We start from the raw sequence: 15,496 nt of genomic DNA, 5'->3' as shown, positions 1-15,496 counted from the left end.
GGGAAAACATGTCCAAACAAGCACTTAAGATTTTAAGTTTGCTGAGCATTTTATTAATGACGGCGTGTTCTCCGATGGAAGGTCAGTCACTACTTACCAACGAAAGATCTGATGATTCCAGTCATACTTTAGATAAAACGCCAAAGTCTGAAGAGCTTTATTTAAAATCCTACAGTCCCACAATCAACACTATTGCAGGTCAAGCTAAGGCCGAAGTTTCTGGAGAGTGTTATATATCCACTTATCCGAATCACAAAATCGTCGCGTTAGAAAATGGCGTGCAGTTAGATATCGTAGATCTAAATCCCACGACGGACGCCAACGGTAGGTTCGCTGTTTGCAAAAACGGGAAGTTTAATTTAGCTATCAATACTTCAGCTTTGGCTGGAGGTATCCATTCTATTCGCTTGTTATTACAAGCCTATGACGAAAACGGCGCTGTGGTTGTGAATGATGCCCAAGGTGCTAGTGCCATCACTCTTACAAAGTAAAATTAAACTCGGACTTTAACTTTTGTTTAGCTTCGAAATCCTTTTTTTCTAGGATCAAGATGTCCTTTAACTGTAAATTGCGAATGTATTCAGCTCTTCGCTGTAAGGGGATTTCATCGCCGGTAACAGTTGCGAACGTAGAATTAAACGGAGTCTGTAAAAGGTATTTTTCCTGATAATAGGGTGTCGCCAAAGTATCAATAATTTCTAACACCAAGTCTTTATTCTCTGATGTCTGAGGGATCGCGGCTCCCCATACTAACAGTGCGCTTAAGTTAGCAAGTGTATCTTTAGAATCTTCTTTTAACGGAAGCTCAATGGCACCTTCATCTGCGTTCTTAGCAAGAAGCTGATCTAATTGCAAAGTCAGGATTTTCTTTTGGTTTACTTGTTCTAGCAGGCCTTGTTCTTTCCAAGTTTGGAAGTGCTTTAAAAGTAGGTCTTCATCGGCTAGTAAAAATAAAGTGGAAACCTGTTTGTTTTTAAGGAAATTCTGAAAACCAGTTCCATCCGGAGTTTGGATGTGGGTTTTCATCCAGTAAAAGGGCAGAAAGAAAAATCCGTTGTCGTTTTTACCTAAGAAATCAGAGGCAGTTCTTTGTGCTAATTCACCATGACTAGAAAGATCCAAAAGCAGAATTTGCTGTGCAAGTGTATGTGCCCAAAAGGACGGAAGTAACAAAAGATCCACGCCAGGGCTTGCTACGGTGTGCGCAAGTAAACTTTCCCAATCACGACTGACGGTGACAGAAAACTTCACATGCATTTCAGCTTCTAATTCTTTTTGAAGCTGTTCAGGAAAGAATGCTGCGTCTGTTGTGATGATTTGGATTTTTTCAGGGCTAATGAAAACGCTTTTTGAAAGTCCATGGGGAAGAACGCCATGAAGAAAGCCCACACCCATACATACTAGAAAAAAAAGAAACCACAGAATTTTCGTTTTCATTGGGACAATCATAGCCTGTTTCAGATTTTTTTTTAATTGGAAACTTCGGAAGTGTCTTAGTTGATATGAGAACTTCGAACTTTCGATAATCGGAAAATAGCTTTAAAAATAACGATGAAGTTTCTATTGGCAATCCACTCTATACATTTCAAAGCTACAAAAATCACCACCGCTCCGATGACTGTGTGCAGCACCGACGCGGTAGTAAGATTACGTGTAACTATAGGGGCGCCAGGTATCGCTGAGTTAAATGGAATAGAAGTGGGACAGATTTTAAGATTTGGTGGGATTAAAAATAAAAAAGAGCGTCTTGTGAACGCTCTTTTTTTTACTTAAAAAGTCCCAGTCTTCGCTCCTGCAGAGCTACCCTTAGTGAGCCAGCCCTTGAGATCGGCTAGCGGGTAAAAAAAATTAGAATGCTTCGTCGAAAGCAACAGCTCCGCTAACGCCGACTTGGTAAGCAGAAACTCTTCTTTCAAAGAAGTTTGCAAGCTCTTGCATGTCTTGAAGCTCCATGAACGCGAATGGATTTTTCACGTTGTAACGAGGAGCAATGCTTAAGCTTTCAAGGCGTTGGTCTGCGCAGTACTCAAGGTATTGTCTCATGTCTTTTGGTGAAAGACCGGCAACACCCAGTTGAAGTACGTCATTCGCAAATTCCATTTCGCACTCGATAGCATCTTCAAGCATCTGAGTGACCATGTCTTCCATCTGAGAATTGAAAAGATCTGGCTCCTCTTTACGAGCCGTTTTGATCACTTCCATCGCAAATGCCATATGCATAGATTCATCACGGAATACCCAGTTAGTACCAGATGCAAGACCTTGCAATAGACCTTTTGAACGCAAGAAGTATACGTAAGCAAAAGCTGCATAGAAGAACAGACCTTCCACGCAAGTTGCAAAGCAGATCAAGTTCATCAAGAAACGACGACGGTCTTCTTTGGTTTTCAAAGAATCCAATTCGTTGATTGAATCCATCCATTTAAAGCAGAAATCGCCTTTTTTCTTAATAGAAGGAATGTTTTCAATCGCCGCGAAAGCTTCCGCTCTTTCATCTGGATTTGGAATGTAAGTATCCAAAAGGGTCAAATAGAATTGAACGTGTAAAGCCTCTTCATAAAGCTGACGAGACAAGTACATGCGACCTTCAGGAGAGTTCACGTGTTTATAAAGGTTCAATACAAGATTGTTCCCCACGATAGAGTCACCAGTTGCAAAGAATGCCACCAAGCGAGAGATCAAATGTCTTTCTGCTGGAGTCATTTTTGAATGAAGGTCTACAAGGTCTGTAGAGAAGTCTACTTCGTCTACAGTCCAAGTGTTCTTAATACCGTTTTTGTACATTTCGTAAAAAACTGGGTATTTCATCGGGCGTAATGTTAAGTCAAAACCGGGATCTAAAATCATAAAATATATTCCTTAATTGAACCGGAATATCGCAAGATATTCCGGAGCTGCTTCAGCCTACGCGCGCCCGAGAGCGCGCTTCGGCACTGCGGCCTGCCGGCCTACTGACAAGCCTCGCAAGCTTCTGGGTTTTCCAAAGAGCATGCGATCACTTCTGAATCAGTATAAGTTTTCTTCGGAGCTGCTTCCGCAGGAGCTGCATCCATCATGTTCGCTGGAGTTGAATCAAGACCTGCGTTGTTTGAAGTTGCCTTCACTGTAGTCTTAGCGATTTTAGTCGCTGGACGAGAGCGAAGGTAATAAGTGGTTTTTACACCTTTCTTCCACGCGTACATGTACATTGAAGAAACTTTTCCGATTGTCGGGCTTTCCATGAACAAGTTCAAAGATTGAGCTTGGTCAATGTAAGCGCCACGATCAGCAGCCATATCGATCAATGACTTCATCGGGATTTCCCATACGTTGCGGTACAATTCTTTCAATTGTTGAGGAATTGCAGCGACGTCTTGGATGGAACCTTCTTGAAGTTTGATTTCGTTACGAACGTCTTCATTCCAAAGACCAATCGCTTTTAAATCAGAAACCAAGTACTTGTTGATTTGCATGAATTCACCAGAAAGTGTTTCACGTTTAAACAAGTTAGAAACTTGCGGTTCGATGGCTTCGTAGCAACCTACGATAGAAGCGATAGTCGCAGTTGGAGCAATAGCGATAAGAAGAGAGTTTCTTAGGCCATGCTTTTTAATGCGCTCTTTTAGTTTTTCAAAACGCTCTGGTTGAGACGGAGTCACGCCCCAAAGATCGTATTGCAATAAACCTTTAGCCGCTTTTGTTTGTTCGTAAGCGCCATGAGGGCCGTGTTTTTCAGCTAATTCACAAGAAGTTACTAGCGCATTGTAGTAGATCTCTTCTTGGATTTTCATAGACAAATCACGAGCCGCTGCAGAGTCAAATGGAAGCTTCAATTGGAAGAAAGCATCCTGAAGACCCATCACTCCCAAACCTACTGGACGCCATTTGTGGTTAGAGTCCTGAGCAGTTTGAATAGGGTAGAAGTTGATATCTACAACGCGGTCTAGGTACTTCACAGCTGTGCGAACAGATTTCGCAAGCTTTTCAAAGTTGAATTGACCGTTTTCAACGTGTCTACCAAGGTTTACAGAACCAAGGTTGCACACTGCAGTTTCTTTATTTGAAGTCACTTCTAAGATCTCAGTGCAAAGATTTGACAAGTGAATAACGTTGCCAGCTTCGCCAGTTTGGTTGGCTTTTAAGTTCGCAGCGTCTTTAAATGTCATCCAGCCGTTACCAGTCTGCGCAAGAGTTTTCATCATGCGAGAGTAAAGATCACGGGCTTTGATTTGCTTAGAGTAAAGTTTGTTCGCTTCCGCTTCAGCGTAAGCCGCTTCAAACTCGGGACCGTAAGTGTCGACGAAATGAGGCACTACACGTGGGTCAAACAAAGACCACATGCCATCAGTTTCAACGCGTTTCATGAATAAATCTGGAACCCAGTTCGCAAGATTCAAGTTATGAGTACGTTTTGCTTCATCACCGGTGTTATCGCGCATTTCAAGGAACTCTTCGATGTCAGCATGCCAAGTTTCAAGATAAACGCAGGCAGCACCTTTACGTTTTCCACCTTGGTTCACAGCCGCAACGGAAGAATCCATGGTTTTCAACCAAGGAATGATACCGTTTGAGTGACCATTAGTTCCTTTGATCAAAGAACCACGGGAACGAACGCGAGAGTAGGCTACACCAATACCGCCAGCGAATTTAGAAAGCAAAGCGATGTCTGTGTACTTAGCGTAGATCGCAGACAAGTCGTCATCTGGCGAATCCAAAAGATAGCAAGAAGACATTTGTGGGCGAGCTGTACCAGAGTTAAATAGAGTCGGTGTAGACGCCATGTAATCGTGGGAAGAAATCAAACGATAGAACTCGACTGCTTCGTCTACAGATTGCGCCAAACCGCAAGCCACACGCATAAAGAAGTATTGAGGTGTTTCAAACACCTGACGTGAAGTTGGGTTTTTCAATAGATAACGGTCATAAACCGTTCTAAGACCGAAATACTCAAAACGATCTGTGCGATATGGTTCAATTGCGGCACAAAGAGCCGCTTTGTTAGCTTCTACGAATTTATATGTAGCTTCTGACAAAAGGCCTTTGTTGAAACCAAAAGAAACGGAATCAGCAAATGATTGGATTTTTTGAGAACGCACTTCTTCATCGATATAAGTAGAAAGAAGACGGGCAGCCAAACGAGAATACTCAGGCTCTTCACCGATAAGCAAAGACGCTGTCTGAATACAAAGATTATCTAGTTCGTTTGTCGTTGCACCATCATATAGACCACTAATAGCTTTTGTAGCTACGCGAAGAGGGTCTACTTGAGTCAACCCTTGGCAATTTCTTGTAACACGCTCAACGATTTTCGTTACGTCAACCGGCTCAAGTGTGCCATCTCTCTTTTTTACTCTCATGATGTGAGCTGTTGTTTCCAACATGTTGAATCCCCTCTGCCCCGTTCCCTCTGGGCAAAAAAATCCCCGCCCGTCCTTTTACCCCTCGTAAAAAGTCAGGTCGTGGTTAAATAAAAATGTCTAATTGATGAGACTGAGTTGCTATTCCTTAGCGATTTGGTTTCTAGAGTATCTTTGTCTGATCTCTTCGAACCTCCCTCTCTTACCCCCTATATCTAGGGGTGAGTTACAGGCGCCTTGTCCATAAGGCGGGTATCGGTCTCAATTCAAACTTTGTAATTCTTTCCGGGCGCTGGCAAGTATATTTTTGCAGATAACGCTAACTTTTTTGTGACGTTGCTCATCAATTAAGCAATCTTGGAACCCTTGTTGACTTAAATTTCCTGCAAAGAAATGCGGCAAAGGTTTGCCATTTTACCTCTTAAAACCTAAGTCTAGGTAGAAAAGTCTGTTTTTAGCTGTTTTAAACGGTATTTTCTCTGTACTGATCTTACAAGATCTTAAATTGCTGAAAACCTAAACAAGGTTTGGGGACAAAGGCACCGATTTTTTTTGTAAGTAACTTTGGGCCGCAATGTCTTCCGCCGTCGTCGCCACGAAATTCTGCGACTGATAGGCCTTCTGAGCGCGCAAATGATCTATAATATACTGGTGAGTGCCCATTTTATCTTTCGTCCACTCTGGAGCGATCAATTCATCCCAGCGAGACGAATAAGCAGCAAGTCTATGCATCGCAAATTTCGGAGATAAATGTTTTAAAAACACCTCTACACGATGAGCGTAAGTTTCGCGATCAATCGGAGTGAATTCACCCTTCGCATACATCTCTTCAAGTGGGGTTTGTTTTAGGACGTGTAGGTTATGAAGCTTTACATTTGTGATTGGCAGGGTATTTACGATCTCAGCAGTCTTGATGATATGCTCATCCGTTTCGCCAGGATTTCCGAAAATCAAATGAATCCCTAAATCCACTTTCGTAGAGTTCGCAATCTTGTGAACGGCTTCAATCGAAGCTTCCGCAGTGTGCCCGCGACGCATGAATTCTAGTTGGTCATTAAAGAAACTCTGTACACCTAGTTCAACAGCGACAAAGGATCTTTCGTGATATTCCTGCCATAAATCTAAAACCGCTTTCGAAAGACAATCGGGACGAGTTCCTAGGGTAAAACCCTTTACCCACGGATAAGAAAGGGCCACATCAAAGTTGTGACGAAGAGCTGAAACTTTAGTGAATGTATTTGTGTAAGCTTGGAAGTAGATCAAAAAAGCTTTCGCTTTGTAACGATCACCAATCTGAGTCTGATACTTTTCAATTTGCGTGCGTAATTCCATGGAAAGGCTTTCCGCATTGGCCGCTGATCCCCAGACATCGCAAAACACGCAAGTTTGCATGCCCTTAAGGCCACGGCGGTTGGGACAATCATCCACGACAGATACAGGCACCTTATAAACCTTTTCGCCAAAGAGCTTATTGTAGTGCTCACTGATTGTATGATAGGGAAGTCCTAACCAGCCTTTTTCCATAGAACACTTATAGTTTTATTTTGCGGGAAGTCAATGAAGTCATGGGCGGATATCGGGTTTGAGATCGAAATCACGAGGGATGAAAGCCCTTCGTTGCGCTTACTTCATTCTATCGATCCTAATAAGCCTTATGGGGAATCCATGCACCATTCAGGGGGCGCCGCCACTGAAACCTTTCTAATCTATGGAGCCCCGATCAAGGAGACTCTTGAAAAGATCCAGAATCCTCACTTTTTAGTCGTTGGATTAGGGATCGGGTATATTGAGCTGGTTATCGCTAAAGAAGCTTTGCTGCTGGGAAGATCTTCGCAAGATGTGGGATTGATCACAAGTTATGAAAGCCTTCCTGAATTGCGTGAGTATTTTCATAAGTGGCTTCAGGGTCGTACGACAGAGTTACATCCTGAGGTCGTAAAAACCTATGAGGCTGTCGTAGCCGCAGTGTTAGCTGATTCAAACCTTAAAGCGCAAGATTTAAAGAATTTTGTCTTAAATCATTTTAAGTCTGTTGATGATATCCAAACCGCACTGTTGCCGGACTCAAAACCGTTATCAAAATATCACTGCATTTTATACGACGCTTTTAGCTCTAAGACGACGCCGCACCTGTGGGAAGAAGAATTTCTAACGGAGTTTTTTAAAGAAGGCACTGCTGAGAATGCTTTAGTATCAAGTTATGCCTGCAGGGTGAGTTTTAAAAATGCTCTTACCCGTGCAGGCTTTAACCTTGTTATCCGTCCTGGTTTTATGTCAAAACGGAATTCTACGTTAGGTACAAAGAACTTCTAATTATTCCACAGTTCCTAAGCGAATACCTGCGCCTAAAACTGTATAAAGTTGTTCTGACTGATTTAAGCTCCACTCAAGATCATAAAGTTCGCTTTGTCGTGGGTATTGTTGAATCAATGTCTTTAAAATTCCTAATGCTTGTGTGCGATGGAAATTTAAAGTCGTGGCGTTTTGAAGCTTTTGGGATTTCAAACTTTCTGCTCTAAAAATCCACATGTGGACTTGAAACTTTTCGTAAGCATGAAGACTTGGGACATTCTCAAAAATCTTTTTGAAATTATCTTGAGCTTGCGTCAAATCTTGCAACGCCGCAGTTCTATTTTTGTTCATGATATTTTTTGCTGCACGCAAAACTTTGATACGAGCCCACATGAATTCATAGGTGTATTCATAGATATCATTTTCTAATGATTTAGCACGGGCTTGTTCTAAAAGACCTAGTGTGCGATCTAGTCCTGCAATCGTTTTATGATCATGTTCATTACTTAAATAACTCTGAACATAATATTTCATGGAGTCATACCAAAGTTCTTTACCTGGTTCTTCGTAAGCTTTCGTCACACCGATAAATTCAACAGGTGTCGAACCACCAGCACCCAGTCGTAAACCCACAAAGTGTGAACGATTGGTTGGATAAGTTTCAGCGACACTCATCCACCATTCTTGACGGCCTGGAACGATGACATGGGTCGCAGCCGTATAAAGTTTGGTTGTGGTGCGACCAAAAGCTCTAGGTCCCACAAGCTCATCATAGTGACCGGTTAAACGATCAATAACCCATTGTGCATCAATACGGCCTTGGTTTTCTTCCAGCGTGCGAGACACGTGTTTAAAACGTGCGCGAGTTTCTAAAGTTTTATTAAGACTGTATTCATAACCTTCAGCGGAAGTTTCTGCAGCAACGAAGTGATTGCTTTGTGCTAAGTATTTATTCTTCGCACGTCTAGCAACCACGACCGTGTCACCACTAAGTTCAATCGAAGCCTGTTCATCAGATTTAGAATCAGAAACAAAGAAAGTCCAAGCGCCGAAGCCTTTTCTGGTTTTGATAATATGGATGGCATCATCCAAAGTACGCGCTGTTAATAGAACTTTATGTAACAGATACGGTGCAACATCAGACGTTCCATCTGCATAGCGAATTTTTGTGCCTTCAGTTTGCAACTCATGCAGGCTTACTGAAATCCCATAGTTATTAAAACCACTAATTCCACCCGCATAATGAAGACCTGGTGAAGCCAGGCCCACAGCATTTAAGCCACTGCGCTGGCGATTGATAATAACAACTTGTTCAGGTTCATAAAAACTTAAAAGCCCTGTATCAAAGTTTCTGCCGTGAACTAAGTCCGAGCCTGTAAAGGAAGCTGCAGCACTGATCCCTGTGCAACCCATTTTTAATGAGCGCAATCCTTCGGCCAGCTTTTTAAACGGTGATAATAAGGCTTTGCCAATAATGTATGGCGCGCAAGAACCAAAGACTTTAAGTTTTCCCTTTGTGGGGTTTTCCGCAAGCTGTCTTTGCATGGAATCAGCAAAGATCGAAAACTCCACCATGTAATTGGCTTCTTCAAAAGTTTTCCATGGTGTCGTGCCGCCGCCAGCTTTGTATCCTGCATACAAGTTTACTAGGCCGTTCTTGAATTCTTCAGACACGCTGGCGCGATAATTATTAATTACGCATTTGCGAATAAGTTGGATTTGTTCCAGCTCTTTAGCGCTTAATTCCGCAAAGGCTCTTTCAGTGCGCACGATAATTCCTTTTAGAACTCCTGTGTCGATTTCATTTTTCAGAAAGTAACCATGATAATAAGCGGTCTCAGCATAGCCGCCCTTAAGATCTAATACGTGAAAAGACTTATTGGTGCCCGGAGCTTTGCAGGAAAAATGTTTTTGGCCGTTCAGTTCATTTTTTAATAAACATTCAGCACTAGCATAAAATGGAATTAGAAATACAAAGATGAATAATAAATGTTTCATAATAGTTCCAAAGAAAGAATGAATGAAAAGGTTAAAAAGCCATAAGCAGCGATGATTTCGATTTTTCGTAAAAAACGCTCTAGGTGCTTCTGCGCAATTTGCAAAACCCACAGCAAGCTAATAAAGCTAACAAAAAACGCAGCAAGGTAAGAGCCTGCGCCCAATAAAAGTTCACTTCCTGAAGTAGAAGCAAACGGAGCAAAAAGTCCGGCATAAATAAACACCAAGTGAAAGTTGCACAAGGTGATAAAAAGACTGCGCCAAAAGCCGTGACTTTCTGCCAAAGCTGTTTCCACTTTCGCTTTTTTCTTTAAAAGAATTTTCAGTGAATAGAAAACTAGAAATGCGACTGTCAGTAAGGTCAAGACTGACTTGATCTTGGACCCCAGTAGTAGCGGAGTATTTATCAGGCTTAACGCTAGAGCTAGATAAATAATATCCCCCACCATAAAGCCGAAGATTTCCTTCCATGGCCACGTCTTTTTCTGAATGAGATTTTGAATAATATTAAATGTCGCAGGACCCAGGGCAAACGCTGATATGAATCCCAAAAAAGCAATCCACAAAATCATTGCAGGGCTCCTTGGGTATTATCGATGTTTTGGCTTAAGAAGCGCAGATATTCTTCTGCCGTTTCAAAAGTGGTTTTTAATTTAAACTGACCGCGACTGCGGTTTTGTTCAAAGTAAGCTTGCAAGCGATCCGCATTAATAACTGTGACCTTCGCTGGACCTAAAACGCCCACTTCACGGCAGTCCGAATAGTCACCATTCAGTTCCATCATTTTTTTATCTAACGACTGCGCCAGGGCTTCTTCATTTACTGTAGTGTTCGATGGAACAAACAATGTCCAAAGGTAAGACGCTTTACCATCATTGCCTAAAGTCGGCGATAAGAAGAAATGACGCAAATCCACGTTATTAATAGTTTTAGCATTTATATAGCAGTCTAAGATTTCATCATCACTGACCTTTTCAGCAGCTAAGTTCATGCCGGTGCTTTTTCTGCCCACAAATTCAAAGACAAGGTCGCCATTGTATTCTTCAAAGCTAATAACATCCTTCATCGCATAATGAACAAAGCCGTTAGGTGTACCGATGTTGATATAGTAACTTACACCCATTTTAATATCTTTAAGGCCCACCTGTACTTTTTCGCCTTCAACAGGGGTAAAAGAATAAATCAGATCAGGATTTAAAAAATAGCGTTGTCTGCCATTTTGATATTTTTCGTAAGGAAGACCTACGGCCGCTTCAGTCGCTGCGTAAACTCCGTAATAATTAAGCTCATGACCAACCAAACGGTCGATGCGTTCTTGGTATTGTTTAATTGGTGTAGCCGCGTAAACGAAAACTTTTAGATTCGGCCAAATAGCTGCGATATTTTCTTCACCCGTTTTTTCTAAGATCGCTTCAAAAATACTGATGATGTAAGTGGGAATACCACTAACAACATGGATGTCTTGCTTTAAAGACTCCTCAATAAGCATGTCTATTTTTTTATCCCAGTTAGAAATCGTTAAAACTTCCTGGGAAGGATAAGTATTTTTCTTTAACGCTTTTGGAATGCGAGTCGAAAGAATCCCGGAAATATATCCAAATTTAAAACCATTATGGCTATAGACGTAGGGATCAGAACCAAAAGTAAGTCTGGCTACTTTAAGAAAGTTGATGGCTGGTTCTAATTCGCTTAACCGAGAAGCGATGCGCTTTTGAGATTTTAAAAACATACGAATCATTTTTTCGTTATATGGAACTCTTTTGCTGTCTTTACCTGAAGTCCCAGAAGAAAGACCGAAGTGCGCAACTTCATCTTTAAATAGAATGTCGTCGTGACCTGCTGCGATCATATCTACATACGGAGCGTAATCATCGTAATTCCATACTGGGACATGTTGAATGTACTCTTCGTAGTTATGAATGTGGGAAAGGCGCAGGTCCTTATAAAGGCGCGTCCCGGTCAGTGATCTTTTTAAGCTATGGAAATTGCTTTCCTGTTTCGCTAAAAGATCCTGGTGGCCGGTGCTCATGTATTGGGAGTAGGTCTTTAAATATCTTTGCCCTAAGCTGTGAATCATGGAATCTGCAAACATAAATAGGTCTCCTTCTGTGTGAAGAAGAATCTATTGCAAGTAATTCCAGGTGTCCCGAGAACCCATTGACAGAAAAAGCCCAAATCTGTCGAAAACGACCTCTTCCATTGACATAAAACGGAAGTATTTGTCAAAATTGCCAAATGTCGACTCAATCCAAAGAAGATATCTATTTTGCGGTATGTAACGCCATTCTAAAAATGGAAGTGGCCCAAGGTCATCTTCAGTGGACCCTTTCTGAAATTTCCCGGGAATCAGGGGTGACTAGGTCCTTGATCTATTATTACTTCGGTAAAGAAAAAGAATCAGCTCTGCAGGAAGCCTACAAGTTCGTGATCGCCCACTTCTTTAATGTGGAAAGAGTCAAGACCACCAGCCTGCAAGAACGACTTAAGATTATTTTAATGGATATCCGTAAAATGCCATTTCTTTTCGTTTTATTCTTTTTAGAAAAAAACGGTGGGGGAGAGGTCGGTAAACTTTTGCAGCAAGCAGAAAAAATGATGCTGCTAACGATGAAGCAAGAATTCCCGGATTTATCGGACGATCAAATTTTAGCGATTTATCTAAAAGAATTGGGAGCGATTGCTTATCAGCTCCCAACAGAAAAAATTAAAGACGTATTTTAGTCTTCGGCTAAAGCTTTTGGTGTGAAACGCGTGGGTTTTAAGCCTTGATCTAATTTCACTTGGGAAATTAAAATTTCAGTGCCGCGTTTGTTTTGCAAGTTACGGATTTTGATTTTGCCAGCACGAAACTTATTACCGCCGACCTTTTTATAGCCAGTGATATCTAGGACTTTCATCTGCTTACCTTGCTTGTCATAACATTCCGCTTTCACTGGCAAGTAATCATCAGCAGAGATATAGCTCACAACTTTAGAATAATTCGCCGAAGTTGCATTCACGTCACTTTCAACCACGAAGTACTTTTTCCCTTTAACTTCGATCTGTTTTTTTAGCTCGTTCTTTGCGCCTTGCTCGCGATTGAAATCAAAATCTTCCACCGCAAGTTCTGATCCCAGAATTCCACCTTGACCACTTTCGCCCGTTAAACGACGAGTTTGTTTGGTCGATGGAAGGTAAATCCACTTTTCTTCTTGTTCGCCTTTAAGAGTCGCTAGCAAAGCTGTTCCCTTAAGATCTTGGGGCTTTTGCATGCGCACTAAAAGATAGTGTTCTTTCTTGCCAAGACTTAAACGCCAAATTTTCATTTCGCGGTCTTTGCTGGATCCATCAGCCTCGATGATTTTCATCTTGGTGTTGAATTCTTCATCCTTGGTTTTAAGATTTGCACTCATTCTTTCGCCGATTTGTTCAACCGTGACAGCACCCGCCGCAGGTTCCTGGGCGTAGGTTTTCATTGGAGCAAAAGAAATAAAGAACGCGATTAATAAAGAAGCAGCTGTGGCCATAACTCTCTCCTTTTTCCAAGGTACTGAAGTCAATAGCCATGGGCAACTTTTCAACATCGTTGGTAGAAGAATCAAATCTCCCACAAGTCCAGCTGCCATTGATAGCAGCATGTAGAATCCAAAGATGCGGTTCATCGCAAAGTAAGACGCCATAAACACCGAGAATCCCGCTAGCAAAGTTAAACTTGCAATTAGACAAGGATTGCCTTCGCGCCATAGGGCCTTTTCGATATCAAGAGTTTTAGACTTGGATGTTTTCTGAATCAACTTCAGTCGCTCTAACAGATAAACAGTGTTGTTAAACGCCAGACCTAAAGCGATAGAGAAAATAATCGCCACACTTGGTTTGATTGGAGTTTCAGAAAGCGCCAAGAAGCCTAAAAGCGCTGCCGGTGGAACTAGATTCGGAATACAAGCCACCAAGGCCCAACGCAAAGATCTAAAGACAAATACCAACACCAAGCAGATAGCCGCCATAGATTGCCAGAACCCGAAGATCAGTTCATGGGAAAGTTCATTATTTAGATGATGGATCGTGCGACCCATACCTGTTAATTCCACTTTCATTTCAGGGAAGCTGCTTAAAGTAGTTGCTTCAATTTTTGAAACCACTTCCTGCAATTTATTTCCTGGTAAATCTTGAGTACGAACCGACACACGCGTGTTTGAAGAGTCCGTATTTAAGAAGTTCTTTAAAGGACTATTGCTAGATAAAGAATAAAGGAAGAACACCTCGGCGGTCGACGAACGACTTGCTGGCAAACGGTTGTGATGAATGTTGGCTGCAGCCACAAGGTCAGGAAGACCTACAACGCTACCTACACCCTCGATTTTTCTTAAATCAGTTAATAGCTGATCCAATTTACCTAATAGCGCTGGATCATTCCAAGAATCAGGTTGTCCTTTAATGGAAATATCCACGGGAATCATTCCGCCCAGTTCTTTATCAATTGTTTCTGTTGATAAACGAACCTGATGATTCATTGGCAGATCATCAAACAAACGAGCTGACCAAGATAGAGTCTGGCCTTTGAAAGCAAGTGCCGTACACACAAGCACAATCAAGAAAGCCCACACCCCAGAACGACGGAATAAATAAAGACCCCAACGCGCTTTGCTCCATGCCCATTGTCTTGCCTTCGGTGGGTTTAAGAAATGCAAAAGAGGGAACAATGTCACAGTCGTTACAAGCCAACCCAGCATAATCGCGATGGAAGCTGTTAAGCCATAATCTTTAATAAGAGGCACTTTCACCGTTAATAATGCCAAGAAACCAATCATCGTCGTCGTTGATGCGATCAAGTTTGGTCCCAGCAAAACTTTGAAAGTGTAGTTTACCAGCTGATGGTGACTTAAGTGGGGTTGGTTTTTTCGTTCTTCCGTATAGCGAAGAAGCGAATGGATTATCAGCGACACCACATCCACGGTGGTCAGAATTGGAATAGTACTAGATAGAACCGAGAAAGGATATCCTGCTAAAGCCATTACTGCTAATACAATGATGTTCGCACAAATAATAACTATGAAAGCTGCAATCAATGGCGACCAGTTTGCAAACACCAAGCCTAAAACAATAAAGCACGCAAAGAAACCAAGTACAACGAAGTTTCTAATTTCAGTTTGCAGTAATACGCCGACATCAGTCTGCACCGCTGGAGTTCCGCCGATTTCAACCTGCGCAAATGGCACAGAGGCCATCGCAGTCACTTGTAAATTCTGGCGCAATTTTAAAAGATCCTGAGTGTTCAAGGATTTGATATTCACAATAACCGAAGCCGTCTTTCCGTCTTTTGAAATCAAAGTCGGGGAGATCAACGGATTGCTCACTGTTTCGGCCTGCCATTTTTCCTGTGGCAAAGTTTTTAAAAGAGGCCCGACGCTTAAGCCATCTTCATTATTAATAGCGCCTTGAACAGTAGCCAGACTTAATGTGTTCTTCACGCCAGGAAAATGCGCAAGAAGATCTGTGAGTCTTTCTAAGCTTTGAATCTTATCTTTTTCAAACCAGGTCTTTTGGTCGTCAGAAACTTTTGCTGTAATGATGAACGGTTGAGCTTCAGAAAGTTGAAACAACTGTCGCACGTTCTCATCTTTCTTCAAAAGCGGGTTATCCGCAGGAAGAAATTGTTTTAAGCTGTACTGAGTCTGCAACTTAGGTAAAGCAAAAAGACTTAACACGGTCATTGCAAATACAAATAGGAGAGTAGAAATGGAAAGTCTTTTTACAGATTTAGGAAAATTCATCCCTGGTGATTTAGATTTCTTCATCATGATGTCTTCTTTCGATCTTTTTTAAATTTGTCCCTTTAGAAAAACTCAATAGCGCCGTATCTTATAAACATGATGATGGGAAACACGATGAGA

Annotated in this window: 12 protein-coding genes; 4 read left to right on the top strand and 8 right to left on the bottom strand. The window is 41.8% G+C overall.

Annotation, left to right across the window (positions count from 1 at the left end):
* Window positions 1-8: 8 nt before the first annotated feature.
* Entirely contained in the window at window positions 9-491 is a 483-nt protein-coding gene (locus MNR06_RS03550; RefSeq protein WP_243538646.1) for a hypothetical protein, read from the top strand.
* Here MNR06_RS03550 and MNR06_RS03545 read toward each other — a convergent pair.
* Window positions 481-1,437 carry a hypothetical protein gene (locus MNR06_RS03545; RefSeq protein WP_243538645.1) on the bottom strand — a complete coding sequence of 319 codons (957 nt, stop codon included), beginning with the start codon at window positions 1,435-1,437 and terminating at the stop codon, window positions 481-483. The genes MNR06_RS03550 and MNR06_RS03545 overlap by 11 nt on opposite strands.
* A gap of 114 nt (window positions 1,438-1,551) precedes the next feature.
* Here MNR06_RS03545 and MNR06_RS03540 point away from each other — a divergent pair, with 114 nt between their 5' ends.
* Complete coding sequence (locus MNR06_RS03540) at window positions 1,552-1,773, top strand: hypothetical protein (RefSeq protein ID WP_243538644.1); 222 nt, start codon at window positions 1,552-1,554, stop codon at window positions 1,771-1,773.
* 75 nt (window positions 1,774-1,848) lie between these two features.
* Here MNR06_RS03540 and MNR06_RS03535 read toward each other — a convergent pair whose 3' ends face one another.
* The 3 genes from MNR06_RS03535 to MNR06_RS03525 all read right to left on the bottom strand — a co-directional run bounded on the left by MNR06_RS03535 (window position 1,849) and on the right by MNR06_RS03525 (window position 6,860).
* Window positions 1,849-2,847, bottom strand: a complete 999-nt coding sequence (locus MNR06_RS03535) for a ribonucleotide-diphosphate reductase subunit beta (RefSeq protein ID WP_243538643.1) — start codon at window positions 2,845-2,847, stop codon at window positions 1,849-1,851.
* A 101-nt stretch (window positions 2,848-2,948) separates the two neighbouring features.
* Window positions 2,949-5,360 carry a ribonucleoside-diphosphate reductase subunit alpha gene (locus MNR06_RS03530; protein WP_243538642.1) on the bottom strand — a complete coding sequence of 804 codons (2,412 nt, stop codon included), beginning with the start codon at window positions 5,358-5,360 and terminating at the stop codon, window positions 2,949-2,951.
* Window positions 5,361-5,852: 492 nt separating this feature from the next.
* Window positions 5,853-6,860: a TIGR01212 family radical SAM protein gene (locus tag MNR06_RS03525; RefSeq protein WP_243538641.1), complete on the bottom strand. Its 1,008-nt coding sequence runs from the start codon at window positions 6,858-6,860 to the stop codon at window positions 5,853-5,855.
* 33 nt (window positions 6,861-6,893) lie between these two features.
* On the opposite strand from MNR06_RS03525, the gene MNR06_RS03520 reads away from it, so the two are divergent.
* Window positions 6,894-7,649, top strand: a complete 756-nt coding sequence (locus MNR06_RS03520) for an MnmC family methyltransferase (protein ID WP_243538640.1) — start codon at window positions 6,894-6,896, stop codon at window positions 7,647-7,649.
* On the opposite strand, the gene MNR06_RS03515 is transcribed toward MNR06_RS03520, so the two are convergent.
* The 3 genes from MNR06_RS03515 to MNR06_RS03505 are packed head-to-tail and all read right to left on the bottom strand — an operon-like array spanning window position 7,650 to window position 11,718.
* Entirely contained in the window at window positions 7,650-9,626 is a 1,977-nt protein-coding gene (locus MNR06_RS03515; RefSeq protein ID WP_243538639.1) for a carcinine hydrolase/isopenicillin-N N-acyltransferase family protein, read from the bottom strand.
* Complete coding sequence (locus tag MNR06_RS03510; protein WP_243538638.1) at window positions 9,623-10,198, bottom strand: LysE family transporter; 576 nt, start codon at window positions 10,196-10,198, stop codon at window positions 9,623-9,625. The genes MNR06_RS03515 and MNR06_RS03510 overlap by 4 nt, the downstream gene beginning before the upstream one ends.
* Window positions 10,195-11,718 (bottom strand): GH3 family domain-containing protein, encoded by a 1,524-nt coding sequence (locus MNR06_RS03505; protein ID WP_243538637.1) that lies wholly within the window; start codon window positions 11,716-11,718, stop codon window positions 10,195-10,197. Before MNR06_RS03505 ends, MNR06_RS03510 begins: the two co-directional genes overlap by 4 nt.
* Window positions 11,719-11,861: 143 nt before the next feature.
* Here MNR06_RS03505 and MNR06_RS03500 point away from each other — a divergent pair, with 143 nt between their 5' ends.
* A complete protein-coding gene (locus tag MNR06_RS03500) occupies window positions 11,862-12,347 on the top strand; it encodes a TetR/AcrR family transcriptional regulator (RefSeq protein ID WP_243538636.1) in 486 nt (161 codons plus the stop codon).
* Here MNR06_RS03500 and MNR06_RS03495 read toward each other — a convergent pair.
* Window positions 12,344-15,403: an outer membrane lipoprotein-sorting protein gene (locus tag MNR06_RS03495; RefSeq protein ID WP_243538635.1), complete on the bottom strand. Its 3,060-nt coding sequence runs from the start codon at window positions 15,401-15,403 to the stop codon at window positions 12,344-12,346. The genes MNR06_RS03500 and MNR06_RS03495 overlap by 4 nt on opposite strands.
* Window positions 15,404-15,496: the final 93 nt, after the last annotated feature.

Origin of the sequence: Bdellovibrio reynosensis, from assembly GCF_022814725.1 — a bacterium.
GTDB lineage: Bacteria > Bdellovibrionota > Bdellovibrionia > Bdellovibrionales > Bdellovibrionaceae > Bdellovibrio > Bdellovibrio reynosensis.
This window is presented reverse-complemented; position numbering and strand designations above follow the sequence as displayed.

Bases quoted from the DNA above. Each gene is read 5' to 3' on its own strand.
- MNR06_RS03550 (WP_243538646.1), top strand. From the start codon at position 9: ATGTCCAAACAAGCACTTAAGATTTTAAGTTTGCTGAGCATTTTATTA.
- MNR06_RS03545 (WP_243538645.1), bottom strand. From the start codon at position 1,437: ATGAAAACGAAAATTCTGTGGTTTCTTTTTTTTCTAGTATGTATGGGT.
- MNR06_RS03540 (WP_243538644.1), top strand. From the start codon at position 1,552: ATGAAGTTTCTATTGGCAATCCACTCTATACATTTCAAAGCTACAAAA.
- MNR06_RS03535 (WP_243538643.1), bottom strand. From the start codon at position 2,847: ATGATTTTAGATCCCGGTTTTGACTTAACATTACGCCCGATGAAATAC.
- MNR06_RS03530 (WP_243538642.1), bottom strand. From the start codon at position 5,360: ATGTTGGAAACAACAGCTCACATCATGAGAGTAAAAAAGAGAGATGGC.
- MNR06_RS03525 (WP_243538641.1), bottom strand. From the start codon at position 6,860: ATGGAAAAAGGCTGGTTAGGACTTCCCTATCATACAATCAGTGAGCAC.
- MNR06_RS03520 (WP_243538640.1), top strand. From the start codon at position 6,894: ATGAAGTCATGGGCGGATATCGGGTTTGAGATCGAAATCACGAGGGAT.
- MNR06_RS03515 (WP_243538639.1), bottom strand. From the start codon at position 9,626: ATGAAACATTTATTATTCATCTTTGTATTTCTAATTCCATTTTATGCT.
- MNR06_RS03510 (WP_243538638.1), bottom strand. From the start codon at position 10,198: ATGATTTTGTGGATTGCTTTTTTGGGATTCATATCAGCGTTTGCCCTG.
- MNR06_RS03505 (WP_243538637.1), bottom strand. From the start codon at position 11,718: ATGTTTGCAGATTCCATGATTCACAGCTTAGGGCAAAGATATTTAAAG.
- MNR06_RS03500 (WP_243538636.1), top strand. From the start codon at position 11,862: ATGTCGACTCAATCCAAAGAAGATATCTATTTTGCGGTATGTAACGCC.
- MNR06_RS03495 (WP_243538635.1), bottom strand. From the start codon at position 15,403: ATGATGAAGAAATCTAAATCACCAGGGATGAATTTTCCTAAATCTGTA.